15 protein-coding genes are annotated in these 14,924 nt (G+C 36.7%); 1 reads left to right on the forward strand and 14 read right to left on the reverse strand.

Annotated elements, in window-relative coordinates:
* Positions 1-232: 232 nt before the first annotated feature.
* The 9 genes from glyS to rpsU all read right to left on the reverse strand — a co-directional run bounded on the left by glyS (position 233) and on the right by rpsU (position 8,045).
* Positions 233-2,308: a glycine--tRNA ligase subunit beta gene (gene glyS, locus G6O70_RS08595; protein WP_057868458.1), complete on the reverse strand. Its 2,076-nt coding sequence runs from the start codon at positions 2,306-2,308 to the stop codon at positions 233-235.
* A gap of 1 nt (position 2,309) precedes the next feature.
* Positions 2,310-3,227, reverse strand: coding sequence for a glycine--tRNA ligase subunit alpha (gene glyQ, locus G6O70_RS08600; protein ID WP_057868459.1), 918 nt, complete (start codon positions 3,225-3,227; stop codon positions 2,310-2,312).
* A 297-nt stretch (positions 3,228-3,524) separates the two neighbouring features.
* Positions 3,525-4,325, reverse strand: coding sequence for a DNA repair protein RecO (gene recO / locus G6O70_RS08605; protein WP_083481827.1), 801 nt, complete (start codon positions 4,323-4,325; stop codon positions 3,525-3,527).
* A 36-nt stretch (positions 4,326-4,361) separates the two neighbouring features.
* Positions 4,362-5,264, reverse strand: a complete 903-nt coding sequence (era, locus tag G6O70_RS08610; protein WP_057868460.1) for a GTPase Era — start codon at positions 5,262-5,264, stop codon at positions 4,362-4,364.
* Positions 5,265-5,276: 12 nt separating this feature from the next.
* Positions 5,277-5,684 (reverse strand): diacylglycerol kinase family protein, encoded by a 408-nt coding sequence (locus tag G6O70_RS08615; protein ID WP_373566384.1) that lies wholly within the window; start codon positions 5,682-5,684, stop codon positions 5,277-5,279.
* Complete coding sequence (gene ybeY, locus G6O70_RS08620; RefSeq protein WP_057868462.1) at positions 5,662-6,141, reverse strand: rRNA maturation RNase YbeY; 480 nt, start codon at positions 6,139-6,141, stop codon at positions 5,662-5,664. Before ybeY ends, G6O70_RS08615 begins: the two co-directional genes overlap by 23 nt.
* Before the next feature lie 4 nt (positions 6,142-6,145).
* Positions 6,146-7,123, reverse strand: coding sequence for a PhoH family protein (locus G6O70_RS08625; RefSeq protein ID WP_057868463.1), 978 nt, complete (start codon positions 7,121-7,123; stop codon positions 6,146-6,148).
* A gap of 270 nt (positions 7,124-7,393) precedes the next feature.
* Positions 7,394-7,837, reverse strand: coding sequence for a GatB/YqeY domain-containing protein (locus tag G6O70_RS08630; RefSeq protein WP_057868464.1), 444 nt, complete (start codon positions 7,835-7,837; stop codon positions 7,394-7,396).
* Between the two features lie 22 nt (positions 7,838-7,859).
* Positions 7,860-8,045 (reverse strand): 30S ribosomal protein S21, encoded by a 186-nt coding sequence (gene rpsU / locus G6O70_RS08635; protein ID WP_003690207.1) that lies wholly within the window; start codon positions 8,043-8,045, stop codon positions 7,860-7,862.
* A 218-nt stretch (positions 8,046-8,263) separates the two neighbouring features.
* Between rpsU and G6O70_RS08640 the strand changes: the two genes are divergently transcribed.
* Positions 8,264-9,076, forward strand: coding sequence for a pyruvate, water dikinase regulatory protein (locus G6O70_RS08640; RefSeq protein WP_181387726.1), 813 nt, complete (start codon positions 8,264-8,266; stop codon positions 9,074-9,076).
* 120 nt (positions 9,077-9,196) lie between these two features.
* Here the strand turns inward: G6O70_RS08640 and G6O70_RS08645 are convergent, their stop codons facing one another.
* From G6O70_RS08645 to hisS, 5 genes are all read right to left on the reverse strand, one after another.
* Positions 9,197-10,099, reverse strand: a complete 903-nt coding sequence (locus G6O70_RS08645) for a deoxyribonuclease IV (RefSeq protein WP_057868466.1) — start codon at positions 10,097-10,099, stop codon at positions 9,197-9,199.
* A 19-nt stretch (positions 10,100-10,118) separates the two neighbouring features.
* Positions 10,119-10,994: a YitT family protein gene (locus G6O70_RS08650; RefSeq protein WP_057868467.1), complete on the reverse strand. Its 876-nt coding sequence runs from the start codon at positions 10,992-10,994 to the stop codon at positions 10,119-10,121.
* A gap of 33 nt (positions 10,995-11,027) precedes the next feature.
* A complete protein-coding gene (msrA, locus tag G6O70_RS08655) occupies positions 11,028-11,546 on the reverse strand; it encodes a peptide-methionine (S)-S-oxide reductase MsrA (protein ID WP_057868468.1) in 519 nt (172 codons plus the stop codon).
* A gap of 178 nt (positions 11,547-11,724) precedes the next feature.
* A complete protein-coding gene (gene aspS / locus G6O70_RS08660) occupies positions 11,725-13,485 on the reverse strand; it encodes an aspartate--tRNA ligase (RefSeq protein WP_057868469.1) in 1,761 nt (586 codons plus the stop codon).
* Positions 13,486-13,494: 9 nt separating this feature from the next.
* A complete protein-coding gene (gene hisS, locus G6O70_RS08665; RefSeq protein ID WP_057868470.1) occupies positions 13,495-14,796 on the reverse strand; it encodes a histidine--tRNA ligase in 1,302 nt (433 codons plus the stop codon).
* Positions 14,797-14,924 lie beyond the last annotated feature (128 nt).

The following is a 14,924-nucleotide window of genomic DNA, read 5'->3' on the forward strand; positions in this document are numbered from 1 at the left end:
TCTCACAGTCCGTCGAAACATTAATTGTCTAAAATAGATTTAAAGAAATAACACCGATTGATTTCATTAATCAACCGGCTATTTTTCATATAAAAAGTTCTAAAAACAATCATTTACAATTATACAATAATAAGAATAAAAATCAAAGAATAAAGACAACATGATTAAACAAAATTACTTTTCATTGATAGTCTTTAGGCTTATCCAATCTGGAACTAATCTCCCAAAATAGTTATTTAACATTTAATTTAGTCAAATCTCCTAATTTATAGGCAAATTCAGCATACAAGCTTAACTGCTGCAAACGATTATTACGAATATTCTCGTCTTTTGCCATCACCATTGTTTCATCAAAATAAGCGCTGATAACACTACGCATCGTGCGCAACTGCTGGAATATTTCTTCAGCATTATAAAAACTCTTTCTTTCAATCTCGGCCACTTTACTTGAAAAGACCTTTTCAGCATTATTCTCAAATAATTCGGAATTTAATTTAAAATCTGCAGGTAAATCAGCTTTTTTAGCAAGACGTAACACACGTGTAGTAGCTTCAACAGTTTCTTTGAAGTCCTCATCTCCACTATGATTTTTAAGAATCTCAGCTGCATCAATCATTTCTTTAAAACCATTTTTTCTTTCAGCTGTCACAGTTTCAATCACATCGAAATTATAATTTTGTGCTTCAAGGATTTTCTTGATACGTTCAACAATAAAACTTGTAACTTCAGTTTCTGTTTCATTAGGCATAATTTTTTGATATAATTCTGGATTTTTTGTTGCATTTTTCTCCACAATTTCAAATAACTGTACTGCAGATAATGACCATCCCTGCGCCATTACTATTCGAGCTATACCAGCAGCTTGCCTTCTAAGTGCATATGGGTCATTTGAACCCGTTGGGATCATCTCAGCTGCAAAAAAGGCTGAGATGCTATCAAGTTTATCTGCAACTGCCAATAGAGCTCCTACGGCTGTTTTTGGGAGTTCACCTTCTGCAGAAATTGGCATATAGTGCTCTTTGATTGCTGTTGCTACTTCTGCTTTTTCACCCATTAGCAATGCATACTTTTCACCCATTACACCTTGTAATTCCGAAAATTCACCAACCATTCCGGTTACCAGATCAAACTTATAGATTTGTGCTGCACGCTTCAAATCAGACTTATGTTCTTCGTCAAATTCTAAATAATTTGCAAGAAGTTCACTGAGCAATTGTACCCGCTGCATTTTTTCAAAAGTTGTCCCAATCTTATCATGGAACATAACTTTTTTTAGATGTTCTACATAATCTGCAATCGAATTTTTTTGATCTTCATGGAAGAAGAAAGCAGCATCTTCTAGACGTGCAGTCAAAACTTTCTCATTTCCAGCAATTACGGTATCAATGTTGTCTGCTACACCATTTCTAACAGAGACAAAATTGGGCAATAACTTACCGGCTTTATCTTGCACGTAAAAGAAGCGCTGATGATCTTTCATAGAAGTAATTAAAACCTCGTCAGGAATTTCTAAATACTTATAATCGAAGTTACCGGCAAAAACGGTTGGATACTCAACCAAGTTGTTAACTTCTTCAAGCAAGTCGTCATCAACGATAATTTGCCAGTCGTTTTTAGTTGCCATATCTTTAATTTGTTGAACAATTAGGTTCTTTCTTACTTGGCTATCAGCAATCACATACTCAGGTAACAAGGCTTCAGGGTAATCAGCCGCATTCTTAAGGGTAACACTCTTACCTAGAAAACGATGTCCCTGTGAAATATTGGCTGTCTTCACATCCAAAATATTGAATGGTATAACTTCATCATCCAATAAAGCAACAATCCATTTGAGTGGACGAACAAATTTAAAATCATTACTTCCCCAACGCATCATTGTTGGAAAGACCATCGAGGTAATTGCTGTTTTGATATCACTAAGAACTTCAAATGCTTTTTTACCAGCGATAAACTTATTCACATAGGCGTATTCAACACCCTTTAACTCCTTAAAGAAAATATCATCGGGTGTCATTCCTTGACCACGGGAAAAACCAATTGCTGCCTTAGACCAATTTCCTTCGGCATCTTGTGCAATTTTTTTTGCAGGCCCCTTTGCTTCTTCTTCGATGTTTGCTTGTTGATCTGCCAAATTCAAAACTTTAACTGCAAGACGGCGAGGTGTTGAAAATGTTTCAATATTCTCAAAAGACAAACGTTTTTCTCTCAGAAATGAACTGACACGTTCTGTTAGTTGTTGTGCACTTGGAGTCACAACATGTGCAGGAATTTCTTCCAGACCAATCTCTACTAGAAATGTATGGGTCATCTTATTTGTCCTCCTTCAATAAACTTTGGCGCAATTTTTCATCTTTAATCAACGGAAATCCCAATTTTTTTCGCTCCGCCACAAATGCTTTAGCAACATCTTTTGCCATATTTCGAATTCGAGCTAAATAACCCGCACGTTCTGTAACTGAAACAGCCCCTCTAGCATCTAACAAGTTAAAAGTATGACTACACTTCAAAACATAATCATACGCAGGGTGAACTAATCCGTTCTTTATTTGTTTCTTGGCCTCTTTTTCATATGTATCGAAAAAGTTAAAGAGCATCTCTTGATTACTTTCCTCAAATGAATATTTTGAATGCTCATATTCGGGCTCACCAAAGATATCACCATACTTAACACCATCTGACCACTCTAATTCAAAAACAGAATTTACGTCCTGAATATATGAAGATAACCGTTCTAGCCCATAAGTAACCTCAGAAGCAACCGGACGAACTTCAAGCCCACCAACTTGCTGAAAATAAGTAAACTGTGTAATTTCCATTCCATCTAGCCAAACTTCCCAACCAACACCGGCACAACCCATAGAAGGATTTTCCCAATTATCTTCCACAAAACGAATATCATGCTCTTTAGGATCAATCCCCAGTGCACGCAAACTATCAAGATATAGCTCTTGTATATTATCAGGTGAGGGCTTCATGATCACCTGAAATTGATGATGTTGATATAATCTGTTAGGATTTTCACCATAGCGACCATCTGCTGGTCTTCTAGAAGGCTCAACATAAGCTGCATTCCAAGGTTCAGGTCCAATTGCACGCAAAAATGTGTAGGGACTCATCGTACCTGCTCCTTTCTCAGTATCGTAAGCTTGCATCAACATACACCCTTGTTTTGACCAGAATTGCTGTAAAGTCAAGATAATATCTTGTAAGGCTAACTTCTTTGACATATTCTTCCTCCTAATTTCTCTGTTTATCTATTAAAAATGGTTTGAACACAAAAAAACCTACGCAACCACAATCAGCGGTTACATAGGGACGATTTCTATTAATCGCGGTTCCACCCTACTTCTAGCATAGCTAGCAGCTTCATTCATGTTATGAAGATTCCAAAAACGCCAATATCAAAATTTGTTTGTCCGCTCACACTGTCCGAACTCGCTGCTAAAACAAAAGATAGATACCCTTTTTCATCATTACCTTCACATTTATCTACCAAGTAAGAATAGTCGCTTATAAGCATTTTGTCAATCCTTAGTTTGCGTATCTTGCGAATTACGAAGTATTTCTTTTGGCCACGTCTTCATCTCATCAATAAAGTGTTTAGCTTTGATATTGACACCAACCTCATTATTATATATCTGATCAAGTGCTGCACGTAAATCCTTCTTAGTATCATCCTTAATCTTAATATTACCAATTTTTAAAATATCAACTGCACTGAACTTTCTTAAAAAGAAAATCGTTCTTCTGTTCAGATGCATTCTAAGTGGATCCACATGCCAATGCTTCTGGCAGAGCAATCCGCCCAAGCTCTGTGAGAAGTCAAAGGTACCCTGACTCTCAGCACATACTACACAATTGACTAAATTTGGTTTAACACCAAAAAAACCAAGCATTTGTATCTCAACTATATTAGTAAGAATAGCTGCGTCAATCCCATTATCAATTGCTTTTAATACATGTACTAGCTTCGCATACCACGAATTCAATGGTACTGCATCCCCAAAAGCAGCCTCTCCAAGCCCAAGAACATATGAAGCATAGGCATTTAACACAATATCATTGCAGATGGCTTGAAATTGATTAACTTCCTTTACTGCAGAAATAAAAGAAAGTCCACTATCATTGATAGTTCCAATAAATGTTGCCGAAGTAAACGGTAGAATCGCAGCAGCTAACTTAAAGCCACGTTTTCTTGCACCTCTTACAAAAAACATTTTAAATCCATAGTGATCTGTCAGAATCTTAACCAGCATATCCCGCTCGCGATAATCCCTACGATAAACAACAACTCCGGAAAATTCAGCCATTTTAGTCGTTCCCACAGATTTTATTCACCTCAGTATCCCTAAAACTATTTTTTAGTAATCATCCTGTTTGTAGCCAAGTGCTTGCAAATCTGCTTTCTTATCCTTCCAATTTGGCTGGACCTTCACCCAAAGTTCAAGATAGACTTTATCACCAAGCATTTTTTCAATTCCCTTGCGTGCTCTTGTCCCAATTGTCTTAAGCATTTTACCGCCTTTACCAATCAAAATACCTTTTTGTGATGAACGTTCGACAATGATAGTAGCTTGAACCAAAACTTTCTCTTCATTTTCACGTCTGATTCGCTCCACAATTACTGCCACAGAATGCGGAACTTCTTCATGTGTCAGATCTAAGACTTGTTCTCGAATTAATTCGCCTGCAATGAAACGTTCTGGGTGATCAGTTACTTGGTCATCTGGGTAAAATTGCGGACCTTCTGGAAGTAAATTACTAATCGCTCCAACTAATTCTGGACAATTAATACCTTGTAAGGCAGAAATAGGATATACTTCAGCAAAATCCAATTCGTTACGATAGCTCTCAACAATTCCCAAGAGTGCATCTGGATGAATTTTGTCAATTTTGTTAATTACCAAAAAGATTGGTTGCTTAACTTGCTTCAAACGCTTAATGATAAATTCATCACCGCGTCCTTTTTTTTCGGTCGCATTAACCATAAAAATTACAGCATCTACTTCATTTAAAGTCGATAAAGCAGATTCTACCATGAAATCTCCTAAACGACTATGTGGTTTGTGAATCCCTGGAGTATCAATAAATACAATCTGAGTATCAGTAGTTGTATAAATTCCCTGGATTTTGTTTCGTGTTGTTTGTGCTTTATCGCTCATAATAGCGACTTTTTCTCCAATTACCTGATTTAAAAAAGTCGACTTGCCAACATTTGGCCTCCCAATTATCGCAATAAATCCTGAATGTTTTTTTGTTTGCATTTAATATCCCTTCTAAGAAAAAAATACATGCCATAAATAAGGCAAGAAAATTGTAAGTCCAACAACTAAAGAAAATAACGAAGCAATCAATACAGCTCCTGAAGCAATATCCTTTGCTTTTTTTGCCAATTTGTTACTTTGTGTTCCAACAACTAGATCAACAACATTTTCAATTGCAGTATTAATTAATTCACACACTAAGACCAGTGCGATACTCAATCCAAGCCATAACCATTCAATTACTGTAACTTTAAAAATTAAGGCAGCAAGAATAACTAAGGCTGTCATAGCAGAATGAAAGCGCAAATTGCGTTCTTCTTTCCATGCAGTCTTCAAGCCTTGGCACGCATGACAAAAAGATACCCAAAAATGATGATGTTTCCATTTGGCAGCACGTTTATTTTTTAAGTCCATAGGCATCCAATATCTCACGTTGTAATCCAAACATAACTTCTTCATCTTCCTTGCGCATATGATCATAACCATTCAAATGTAAAAAACCATGGACAACTAAAAATCCGAGTTCACGTTCTTCAGAATGTTCCAGGTATTCTGCTTGTTCCTTGACCTTATCCATTGAAACCATGATATCACCAATATTTTTAGGAACATCAAATTCTTCATCATCGGGAAGAATAATCGGTAAGTCATCATCGCTAGTTTCTTCAATTGCAAAACTAATCACATCAGTTGGCTTATCAACACCACGATATTGCTTATTTATTTCATGTATCCGTTTATTATCCATTAGCGTAACTGACATTTCTGTATCATCAGGCAACTTAATGTATCTTCCTGCGTAATCCAATACTTTTCTCACCAGTTCAATTTTTTCTTCAGAAACCTGATTAGTTTCGTCAAAAATTTCTAAATCCATTAATTTAACCCTCTTCTTCATCTTGTTTTGAGTATGCATCAATTATTTCTGCGACTACAGGATGACGTACAATATCAGCAGCATCAAAATTGACAAAACTAATGTGTGATCTTCCTACCAATATTTTCTCTGCATCCACAAGCCCACTTTGATTATGTCCCTTTGGCAAATCAATTTGTGTCTTATCACCGTTAACAACCATCTTAGAACCGAAACCAAGTCTTGTAAGAAACATTTTCATCTGTGCACGAGTCGTATTTTGAGCCTCATCCAAAATTACAAAGGCATTCTCAAGAGTACGACCACGCATATAAGCAAGAGGCGCAATTTCAATAATTCCGCGATCTAACAAGCGCTCAGTGTGCTCTTTGCCTAAAATACTATATAAAGCATCATAAACTGGGCGCAAATAAGGATCAACTTTTTCCTTTAAGTCCCCAGGAAGAAAACCAAGAGATTCACCAGCTTCAACTGCTGGCCTTGTTAAGATAATCCGTTCAACTTGATTCTTTTTTAATGCAGCCACAGCCATGACAACAGCTAAGAATGTTTTACCCGTTCCGGCAGGCCCAATTCCAAATACTAAGTCATTGTTAGTAATAGCCTGTACGTACTGGCGCTGACCGTAGTTCTTAACCCTAATTGGTTTTTTCTTTTGATCTCGCAAAAGAATATCAGTATATAAATCCTGAAAGTATGTCAATGTGCCGCGATTTGCCATCTTAATAGCTGACAAAACATCTGCACTACTAATCGCAACTCCTTGACCAAGCAACTCACTCAATTGTTTCAAAATAGCAATGACTTTATCAACTGCCTGTGATGATCCACTAATCTTGATAACTTCACTAAGGGGTTTAACAACAACCTCTTCGCTTTCTTCAAGTAACTTGAGGTACTTATCATGAGTACCCAATAAAGTAACACTTTGTTGGGGATCTTCTAATCTGAATTCTTTTTCAACTAACTGTTCTTCCGTCAATCCGCATGGGCTCCTTCAAATAACCATATTATGCTTAAATCATAGCATAAATCTATTATCTAATAAAGTCTACTATCAATGTATCTATGCAAGAGATTGACTAGCCAAAAGAATAATTACCCCTTGAAAAAATGCTCATAATTGTACTACAAATATAAAATAGAGAAATTGAGTCAAAAATCAAATTTTTACCCAACTCTCAAAAAATAATATTACAAAAAGGATTGCACTGAAACCACAGTTTCAATACAATCCTTTTTGTTATCTATCTTAACTTAATAATGATTTTACAACTGAATTAACAATCTTCCCATCAGCTTGGCCCTTGAGTTTAGGCATTACTGCCCCCATTACCTTACCGAAATCAGCCTTAGATGTCGCTCCAACTTGTCGAATCGTTTCTTCAACAATAGACTTTACATCATCCTCACTAAGCTGCTCCGGCAAATAACGTTCGACAATCTCGATTTCCTTCTCAAGTGCAGGAACTAAATCGGTTCGGTCAGCAGATGTGAATTCATCAACTGAATCCTTACGTTGCTTTAGTTCACGAGACAAGACACTAACTTCTTCATCAGAGGTCAAAGTATGACCAACCTTAATCTGTTCATTAGTAACTGCAGCTTTTAACATGCGCACAGTGCTTAAGGTTTCCTTATCGTGAGCCTTCATCGCAGTTTTCAAATCATTATTCAATGAATCAAGTAAGCTCATCAGTTCTACCCCTCCTTAGGAATTAGAAACGACGCTTGTTCTTACGCTTTCTTGCTGCTTCTGACTTTTTCTTACGTTTCACACTTGGCTTCTCGTAGAATTCACGCTTACGGTATTCTTGTAAAGTACCTGTTTTTGAAACGGTGCGTTTGAAGCGACGAAGAGCATCATCAAGAGATTCGTTTTTACGAACGACTGTCTTTGACATATTGTTTCCCTCCCTCCGAGCTTTAAAGTAACCGTCTAATCTTGCATAAATACACAAATTTAATAACAGTTCCTAACTATTATACATAAACGTTAACAAACCGTCAATACACCAAGTAGAACATCTTAAAAAAATAATGAAATCGTTTCCTTTACGCATGTCATATCAGTAATGTATAATTGATCATAGATAACATCTATTAATTTTAAGGGGAATTTATGATGACACAAGAGAAAAAAATGGCTATTTTTGTAATTTCAGACTCGCTTGGTGAAACGGGAAATAACTTAGCTGAGGCTGCTACTGTACAGTTCCCAAACGTAGAATTTGAGTATCATCGGTTTCCATTGATAAAGACCACTTCACTTTTAGCAGGAATCCTTGAACAAGCAAAAAGAGCAGATGCTTTCGTGGTGCACACGCTTGTTGGAGAAGGGTTAGCGGACTATGTTAATAATTATTGCTCCAAAAATGGACTATGTGTGTTGGATGGTATGTCCAAAATTATTAATACGATTGAAGAAAAAACGGGTGAGATTCCTTTATATCAATCTGGAAGAAACCACAAATTAAACAAAAATTACTTTAACCGCATTGAGGCTTTAGAATTTGCTGTTACTTATGATGATGGTAAAGACCCAGCTGGTTTTGAAAAAGCTGATATTGTCCTTTTAGGTGTTTCCAGAACTTCAAAAACGCCACTTTCACTTTATTTAGCAAATAAAAATTATCGCGTTGCTAATCTTCCGCTTGTCCCTAAAGCAGGTATCCCTGATGAGATTTGGAAGGTTGATCCTAAGAAAATATTTGGCTTAACAAATGATCCAGATGTTCTTAACAACATTCGTCGTGAGCGGATGATTACGTATGGTCTAAATCCCGATACAAATTATTCTAATATGAAAAATATTGAAGCTGAGCTATCATATGCAAATGAACTCTATAAAAAAATTGGTTGTCTTATTATCAATGTTTCAAACAAATCAATTGAAGAAACTGCTACTTTGATTATAGAAAGTCTTCCTCAATAACTTATATGTTTCTATATAATAAGCTAAATCTAATTAAAAGGGTTGTGCCAAATTATTTCTCACCATTGGCGCAGCCCTTTTAATTTGCTAAACTATAAAATACATACCATTATATACGTTTTACCATTTTCCTTTTTGTGCAAAGACTTTTTCTTGCATCTGCGGGTCAAAAGTTTGTTCTTCAAACATTTTAATCTCAAAACCATAAGGTGCATATTGATTCTTCTTATCAGGTCCAACATATGGGGTTTCCATAATCTTTGGAACATCAACCAATGCTTCATGATGAACGATGTAATTCAGTGCATCAAAGCCAATTGTACCAAAACCAATATTTTCATGGCGATCCTTATGCGCGCCCATTTCATTCTTTGAGTCATTCACATGAACAACTTTTAGCCGATCAAGGCCTATTATTTTATCAAATTGATTCAAGACACCATCGAAATCTTCCCTGACATTGTATCCTGCATCATTCGTATGACAAGTATCAAATGTAACCGACAACTTTTCATTATATGTTACGCCAGAAATCATCTGCGCAATCTCTTCAAAAGTTTTACCTACTTCAGTTCCTTTTCCTGACATTGTCTCAATTGCTATTTGAAGTTTTTGGTCAGGTGTAATGACCTCATTAAGTCCTTTTATGATATTTGCAATAGCAGCCTCTGCACCCGCACCAACATGCGCGCCTGGATGAAATGTCATTTGTCTTGCACCTAATGCCTCTGCACGTTCAACCTCAGCTCTAAGAAAATCAACTGCAAAGACAAAGTTTTCGGGTTTCTTAGTATTACCTAAATTAATAATATAAGGAGCATGGACCACGATATTACTTAAATTATGATTCCTCATAAACTCATGTCCAGCTTCAATATTCATTTCTGAAATAGATTTTCTTCTGGTATTTTGTGGTGCACCCGTATAAATCATAAAAGTCGATGCCCCATATGATGCAGCCTCTTCGGCTGAACCAAGAAGCATGTCCTTCCCCTTCATTCCAACATGTGATCCAATTAACATCTTAATCCTCCTCTTAACTCTAAGGTTCGGGTTCATAAAAATGACCCATTATTTGTACATTTTCAGAGATACTTACAAATGCATATGGATCTGACTCCTCCATTGCAGCTTTTAACTCTGCTTGCTCATACCTTGAAATAACGGTAAACAGAATTGACTTTTCATCATGTCGATATGCTCCTTCAGCACCATGTACAATGGTAATTCCTCGTCTCATATGACTCTGGATGCAATCAACAACACTCTTTGGTTTGTTAGTGACAATCATAACTTGCATCTTCTGTTGACGAGTATAGACCATATCCATGACACGTGCATTGATTACGATTCCCAATGCTGAATAAAATGCATACGGCCATCCATAGACTGCCCCAGCTGCTAAAACTATAAATGCATTGAATGTCATGTTAATTGTCCCGATACTTTTGCCGGTCTTCTTGCGTAAGGTCAGACCAATAATATCCAGCCCACCTGTTGAGATCCCGTTCTTAAGCGCCAATCCTGTACCAAAACCATTAATCGCAGCTCCAAAAATTGCACAGATTATCGGATCTGTTGTTAATGTGATTGGCTTCAAAGATTTAATCATGATACTTGAACAAATAACTGCTAGAAAAGTAAAAAAAGTAAAACGATGACCAATGTTTTTCCAAGCAATTAAGAACAATGGTAAGTTCAATAACAACAATAGTGCAGCTGTTGATAAATGAATTGGTCCATATTGCCGTGTAAGAGTTTCAATTAACTGCGCTAAGCCTGTGACACCAGACGAATAAATTTTGCCAGGTGTCCAAAAAAAGTTCATAGCGATTGAAACCAAGATTCCATAAATAAATGCAGTAGAAGCTCGCGCAACATACTGATGTCTTTTCCATATTCGCTGAAATTCATCCATTTATTCTTCTCTATTCCCCTCTTAATTAAGTTCTTATGAAAAATGACTCTTGTATTCCATCCTACCAATTTCTTCCATTGCAAAACGTTCAGGATTTTTCTTATAGAAATCTTGGTGATACTCTTCAGCCTTGTAGAATGGTTTGGCATCTTCAATTGAAGTAACTATTGGTTTATCATATTTTCCACTTTTGGCAAGTTTTTCCCGCGAAGCAAGTGCAATTTTCTTTTGTTCATCATTTTTGGTAAAAATTACTGGTCGATAACTGTCTCCACGATCCTGAAATTGACCCATTGCATCTGTCGGATCTGTCTGTTGCCAATAAATCTCTACTAACTTTTCATACGAAACGATAGTTGGATCAAAGCTTATTTCAACTGCTTCTGTATGGCCCGTTGTGTGTGAGCAAACCTGCTCATAGGTGGGATTTGGAACGTGTCCCCCCGTATATCCTGAGATTACCTTAATAATTCCTGGATATTCATCAAATGGTTTTACCATACACCAGAAACAGCCACCCGCGAAAATTGCTGTATCAATTTTTTCACCCATCGAAATCCCTCCTAGTAAATACGTCAAATATAAAATAACCTATCTTTTTTTATACTTCAAGTCTTAGTATCCTTAATTATGCTTTTAAAAAGATAATTTGTAAAATAATTTACTGACAAAAAAGGGGCCGCCTCAAAAATTAATTTTGACATAGCCTCTTCTTTGATTCTAATAATATCTAATCTTCCGTTGTTTCCAAATGTAATTCATCTAATTGCTTTGATGCAACCGTACTTGGTGCGTTCGTAAGCGGCTCAGAGGCCTTCGAATTCTTTGGAAATGCAATAACTTCACGAATGTTATCTCGTTTAGCTAATAACATGGCAAAACGGTCTAATCCAATTGCTAATCCGCCATGAGGTGGGAATCCATAATCAAGTGCATCAATGAAGAAACCAAATTGTTCTTCTGCACGCTCCTTCGTAAATCCAAGTGCCTTAAACATTTTTTCTTGGACATCTCTCTGATGAATACGAATAGAACCCCCACCTAATTCATAACCATTCAGCACAATATCATAACTTTGTGCATGTGCCTTATGTGGATCAGTATCTAATAAAGCAACATCTTCTTCATTAGGCATTGTGAATGGATGATGAGCAGCAATATATCTATGGAAGTCCTCACTGTATTCAAAGAGCGGCCAGTCAACAACCCATAAGAATGCAAATTTACTCTCATCAATCATGTTTAATTCCTTAGCGATACTTGTACGCAAATATCCCAATGAAGCAGCCACAACATCTTTAGTATCTGCAACAAATAGAATTAAATCACCAATTTTTGCTTCTGCCGCTTCACAAAGAACCGCCACATTTTCATTAAAGAACTTAGCGATTGGTCCAGAAAAACCATCTTCTGTGACTTTTAACCAAGCCATCCCCTTAGCGCCAAACCGTTTGATGTAATCTTGCTTTGCGTCAATTTCTTTACGAGAATATTTATCTGCTCCACCTGGTACAGTAATCGCTTTAACTTGACCACCATTTTCGAGTGTATTTTGGAATACTTTGAAATCAACATCCTTAACTGCATCAGCCATGTTCCTTAATTCCATTCCAAAACGGACATCTGGTTTATCCGATCCAAAACGGTCCATCGACTCGTTCCAAGTAATTCGTTTAAGTGGAAGCTCAATGTCAATACCCAGAGTATCTTTCATAACACGTTTCAATAAACCTTCCGTTAAATCCTGAATTTCTTCTGCAGTCATAAAGGAGGTTTCTAGATCAATTTGTGTAAATTCTGGCTGACGATCCCCGCGTAAATCTTCATCACGGAAACAACGTGCAATTTGATAATAACGATCAAATCCAGCACCCATCAATAGTTGTTTAAACAACTGGGGAGATTGTGGTAACGCATAAAAATGACCTGGGTAAACACGAGAAGGTACAAGATAGTCACGTGCTCCTTCAGGTGTTGACTTTGTCAAATAAGGGGTCTCAATATCAATAAACTTATTTTCATCCAAATAGCGATGAATTGATTGTGTAATTTTGCTACGAAGTATTAAGCCTTGCTGCATCTCAGGACGACGTAAATCAAGATAACGATACTTTAGTCGTAAATCGTCTGCAACATTGATTCCATTCTCAATATAAAATGGCGGTGTTTTTGCCTTGTTTAACAAATTAATTTCATGAACTTCAACTTCAAATTCGCCAGTCGCCATTTTAGGGTTAATTGCATCTTCTCCACGATTGACTACTTTGCCAGAAACCTCGATTACATATTCACTACGCAGTTCATCAGCTACTTTAAGAGCTGCTTCATCAAAGGCTTGACTAAACACTAATTGAACAATTCCTTCGCGATCTCTCAAATCAATAAAAATTAAATTACCAAGATCACGCCGTTTTTGAACCCATCCTTTTAAAACAACTTCTTTTCCTAAAAATGATTCATCTACTAGCCCACAATAAACTGTTCTTTCCATAATTATTCACTATTCTCCTTTTGTAGAATTGAAGTTTTGTATAACTTTAGCAAAATTTGTTTGAATTTCTGAAAGACTCACTGCCACTTCTTGACCACTGGACATTTCTTTCAAATTTGCTTTACCTGCTGCAAGTTCTTCTTCACCAACCGTAAGTGTATACTTAGCGTTTAAACGACTAGCATTCTTAAATTGTCCTTTAGGTTTTCGTTCCAAGTAATCGCGTTCAGCACTTAAACCTGCTTTGCGAATTGCATGAACGAGTTTCATTGTTCCAGAAAGAGTCTTATCTCCGATACCAACTACATATACATCCAAACCATTGTCATTATTCAGCTTGATTCCTTCAGCATCTAGAACCAAAAGTAATCGTTCAACTCCAAGACCAAAACCAATTCCTGGTGTCTCTGGTCCACCTAGTTGCTCGACTAAACCATTATAACGTCCGCCAGCACAAACCGTTGTCCACTTGCCACCAAAAGCTTTAGAATCACTCATAATTTCAAAAATTGTATGATTATAATAATCTAGTCCTCGAACCATATTCGAATCAATCTCATATGGTATTTCAAGCGTGTCTAGAAGCATCTTAACCTTATCAAAATGCTCTTGTGCGTCAGGAGTTAAATAATCAAGAATATCCGGTGCATCGGCAACAATTTTTTGGTCATTCAAATCTTTACTGTCAAGAACACGCAATGGATTTTTATGAAGTCGTTCTTTTGAATCAGCACTTAGTTGACTCTCGAAGGGCTCAAGATAAGCAACCAGAGCATTACGATAATTAGTACGTGATTCAACGTCACCTAGTGTATTAATTGCAAGTTTGAGATTTTTCAAACCAAAGCTACGTAAAAGTTCAACTGCCATTGACATCACTTCAACATCCAATGCTGGATTATCAACACCAAAAGCCTCAACACCAATTTGATGAAACTCTCTTAATCTCCCAGCTTGTGGTCTCTCATAGCGAAACATTGGCCCCATATAAAATGTCTTAAAAGGCTTTTGAATCTCTGGACCGTAAAGCTTATTTTCAACATATGCACGTACAACTCCGGCAGTCCCTTCAGGACGTAGAGTAATATGGCGCTCTCCTTTGTCAAAAAAATCATACATTTCTTTTGTAACAATATCTGAAGTTTCACCCGATGTGCGTGAAAAAACTTCAAAACTTTCAAATATTGGTGTACGAATCTCATTATATCGATACTTATTAAATAACTTACGTGCTCTTTCTTCAACACTTTGCCATTTTTCTGATTCTCCAGGGATAATATCTGTTGTACCCTTTGGACGTTGATATTTCATTATTTACTCCTCCTCAATCTTTTTACATTTTAACGAAAAAAAACCTTGCCGAAGAAATTCGACAAGGGTGCAAACAGCACGGTACCACCTTAATAAGCTACTCATTGGATAACGTTCCACAACGGTAT

The organism is Liquorilactobacillus hordei DSM 19519, from assembly GCF_019443985.1.
GTDB lineage: Bacteria > Bacillota > Bacilli > Lactobacillales > Lactobacillaceae > Liquorilactobacillus > Liquorilactobacillus hordei.

Coding starts and splice junctions, on each gene's coding strand:
- glyS (WP_057868458.1), bottom strand. CDS start 2,308: ATGACCCATACATTTCTAGTAGAGATTGGTCTGGAAGAAATTCCTGCA.
- glyQ (WP_057868459.1), bottom strand. CDS start 3,227: ATGTCAAAGAAGTTAGCCTTACAAGATATTATCTTGACTTTACAGCAA.
- era (WP_057868460.1), bottom strand. CDS start 5,264: ATGCAAACAAAAAAACATTCAGGATTTATTGCGATAATTGGGAGGCCA.
- G6O70_RS08615 (WP_373566384.1), bottom strand. CDS start 5,684: ATGCCTATGGACTTAAAAAATAAACGTGCTGCCAAATGGAAACATCAT.
- ybeY (WP_057868462.1), bottom strand. CDS start 6,141: ATGGATTTAGAAATTTTTGACGAAACTAATCAGGTTTCTGAAGAAAAA.
- G6O70_RS08630 (WP_057868464.1), bottom strand. CDS start 7,837: ATGAGCTTACTTGATTCATTGAATAATGATTTGAAAACTGCGATGAAG.
- rpsU (WP_003690207.1), bottom strand. CDS start 8,045: ATGTCAAAGACAGTCGTTCGTAAAAACGAATCTCTTGATGATGCTCTT.
- G6O70_RS08640 (WP_181387726.1), top strand. CDS start 8,264: ATGATGACACAAGAGAAAAAAATGGCTATTTTTGTAATTTCAGACTCG.
- G6O70_RS08645 (WP_057868466.1), bottom strand. CDS start 10,099: ATGTTAATTGGATCACATGTTGGAATGAAGGGGAAGGACATGCTTCTT.
- G6O70_RS08650 (WP_057868467.1), bottom strand. CDS start 10,994: ATGGATGAATTTCAGCGAATATGGAAAAGACATCAGTATGTTGCGCGA.
- msrA (WP_057868468.1), bottom strand. CDS start 11,546: ATGGGTGAAAAAATTGATACAGCAATTTTCGCGGGTGGCTGTTTCTGG.
- aspS (WP_057868469.1), bottom strand. CDS start 13,485: ATGGAAAGAACAGTTTATTGTGGGCTAGTAGATGAATCATTTTTAGGA.
- hisS (WP_057868470.1), bottom strand. CDS start 14,796: ATGAAATATCAACGTCCAAAGGGTACAACAGATATTATCCCTGGAGAA.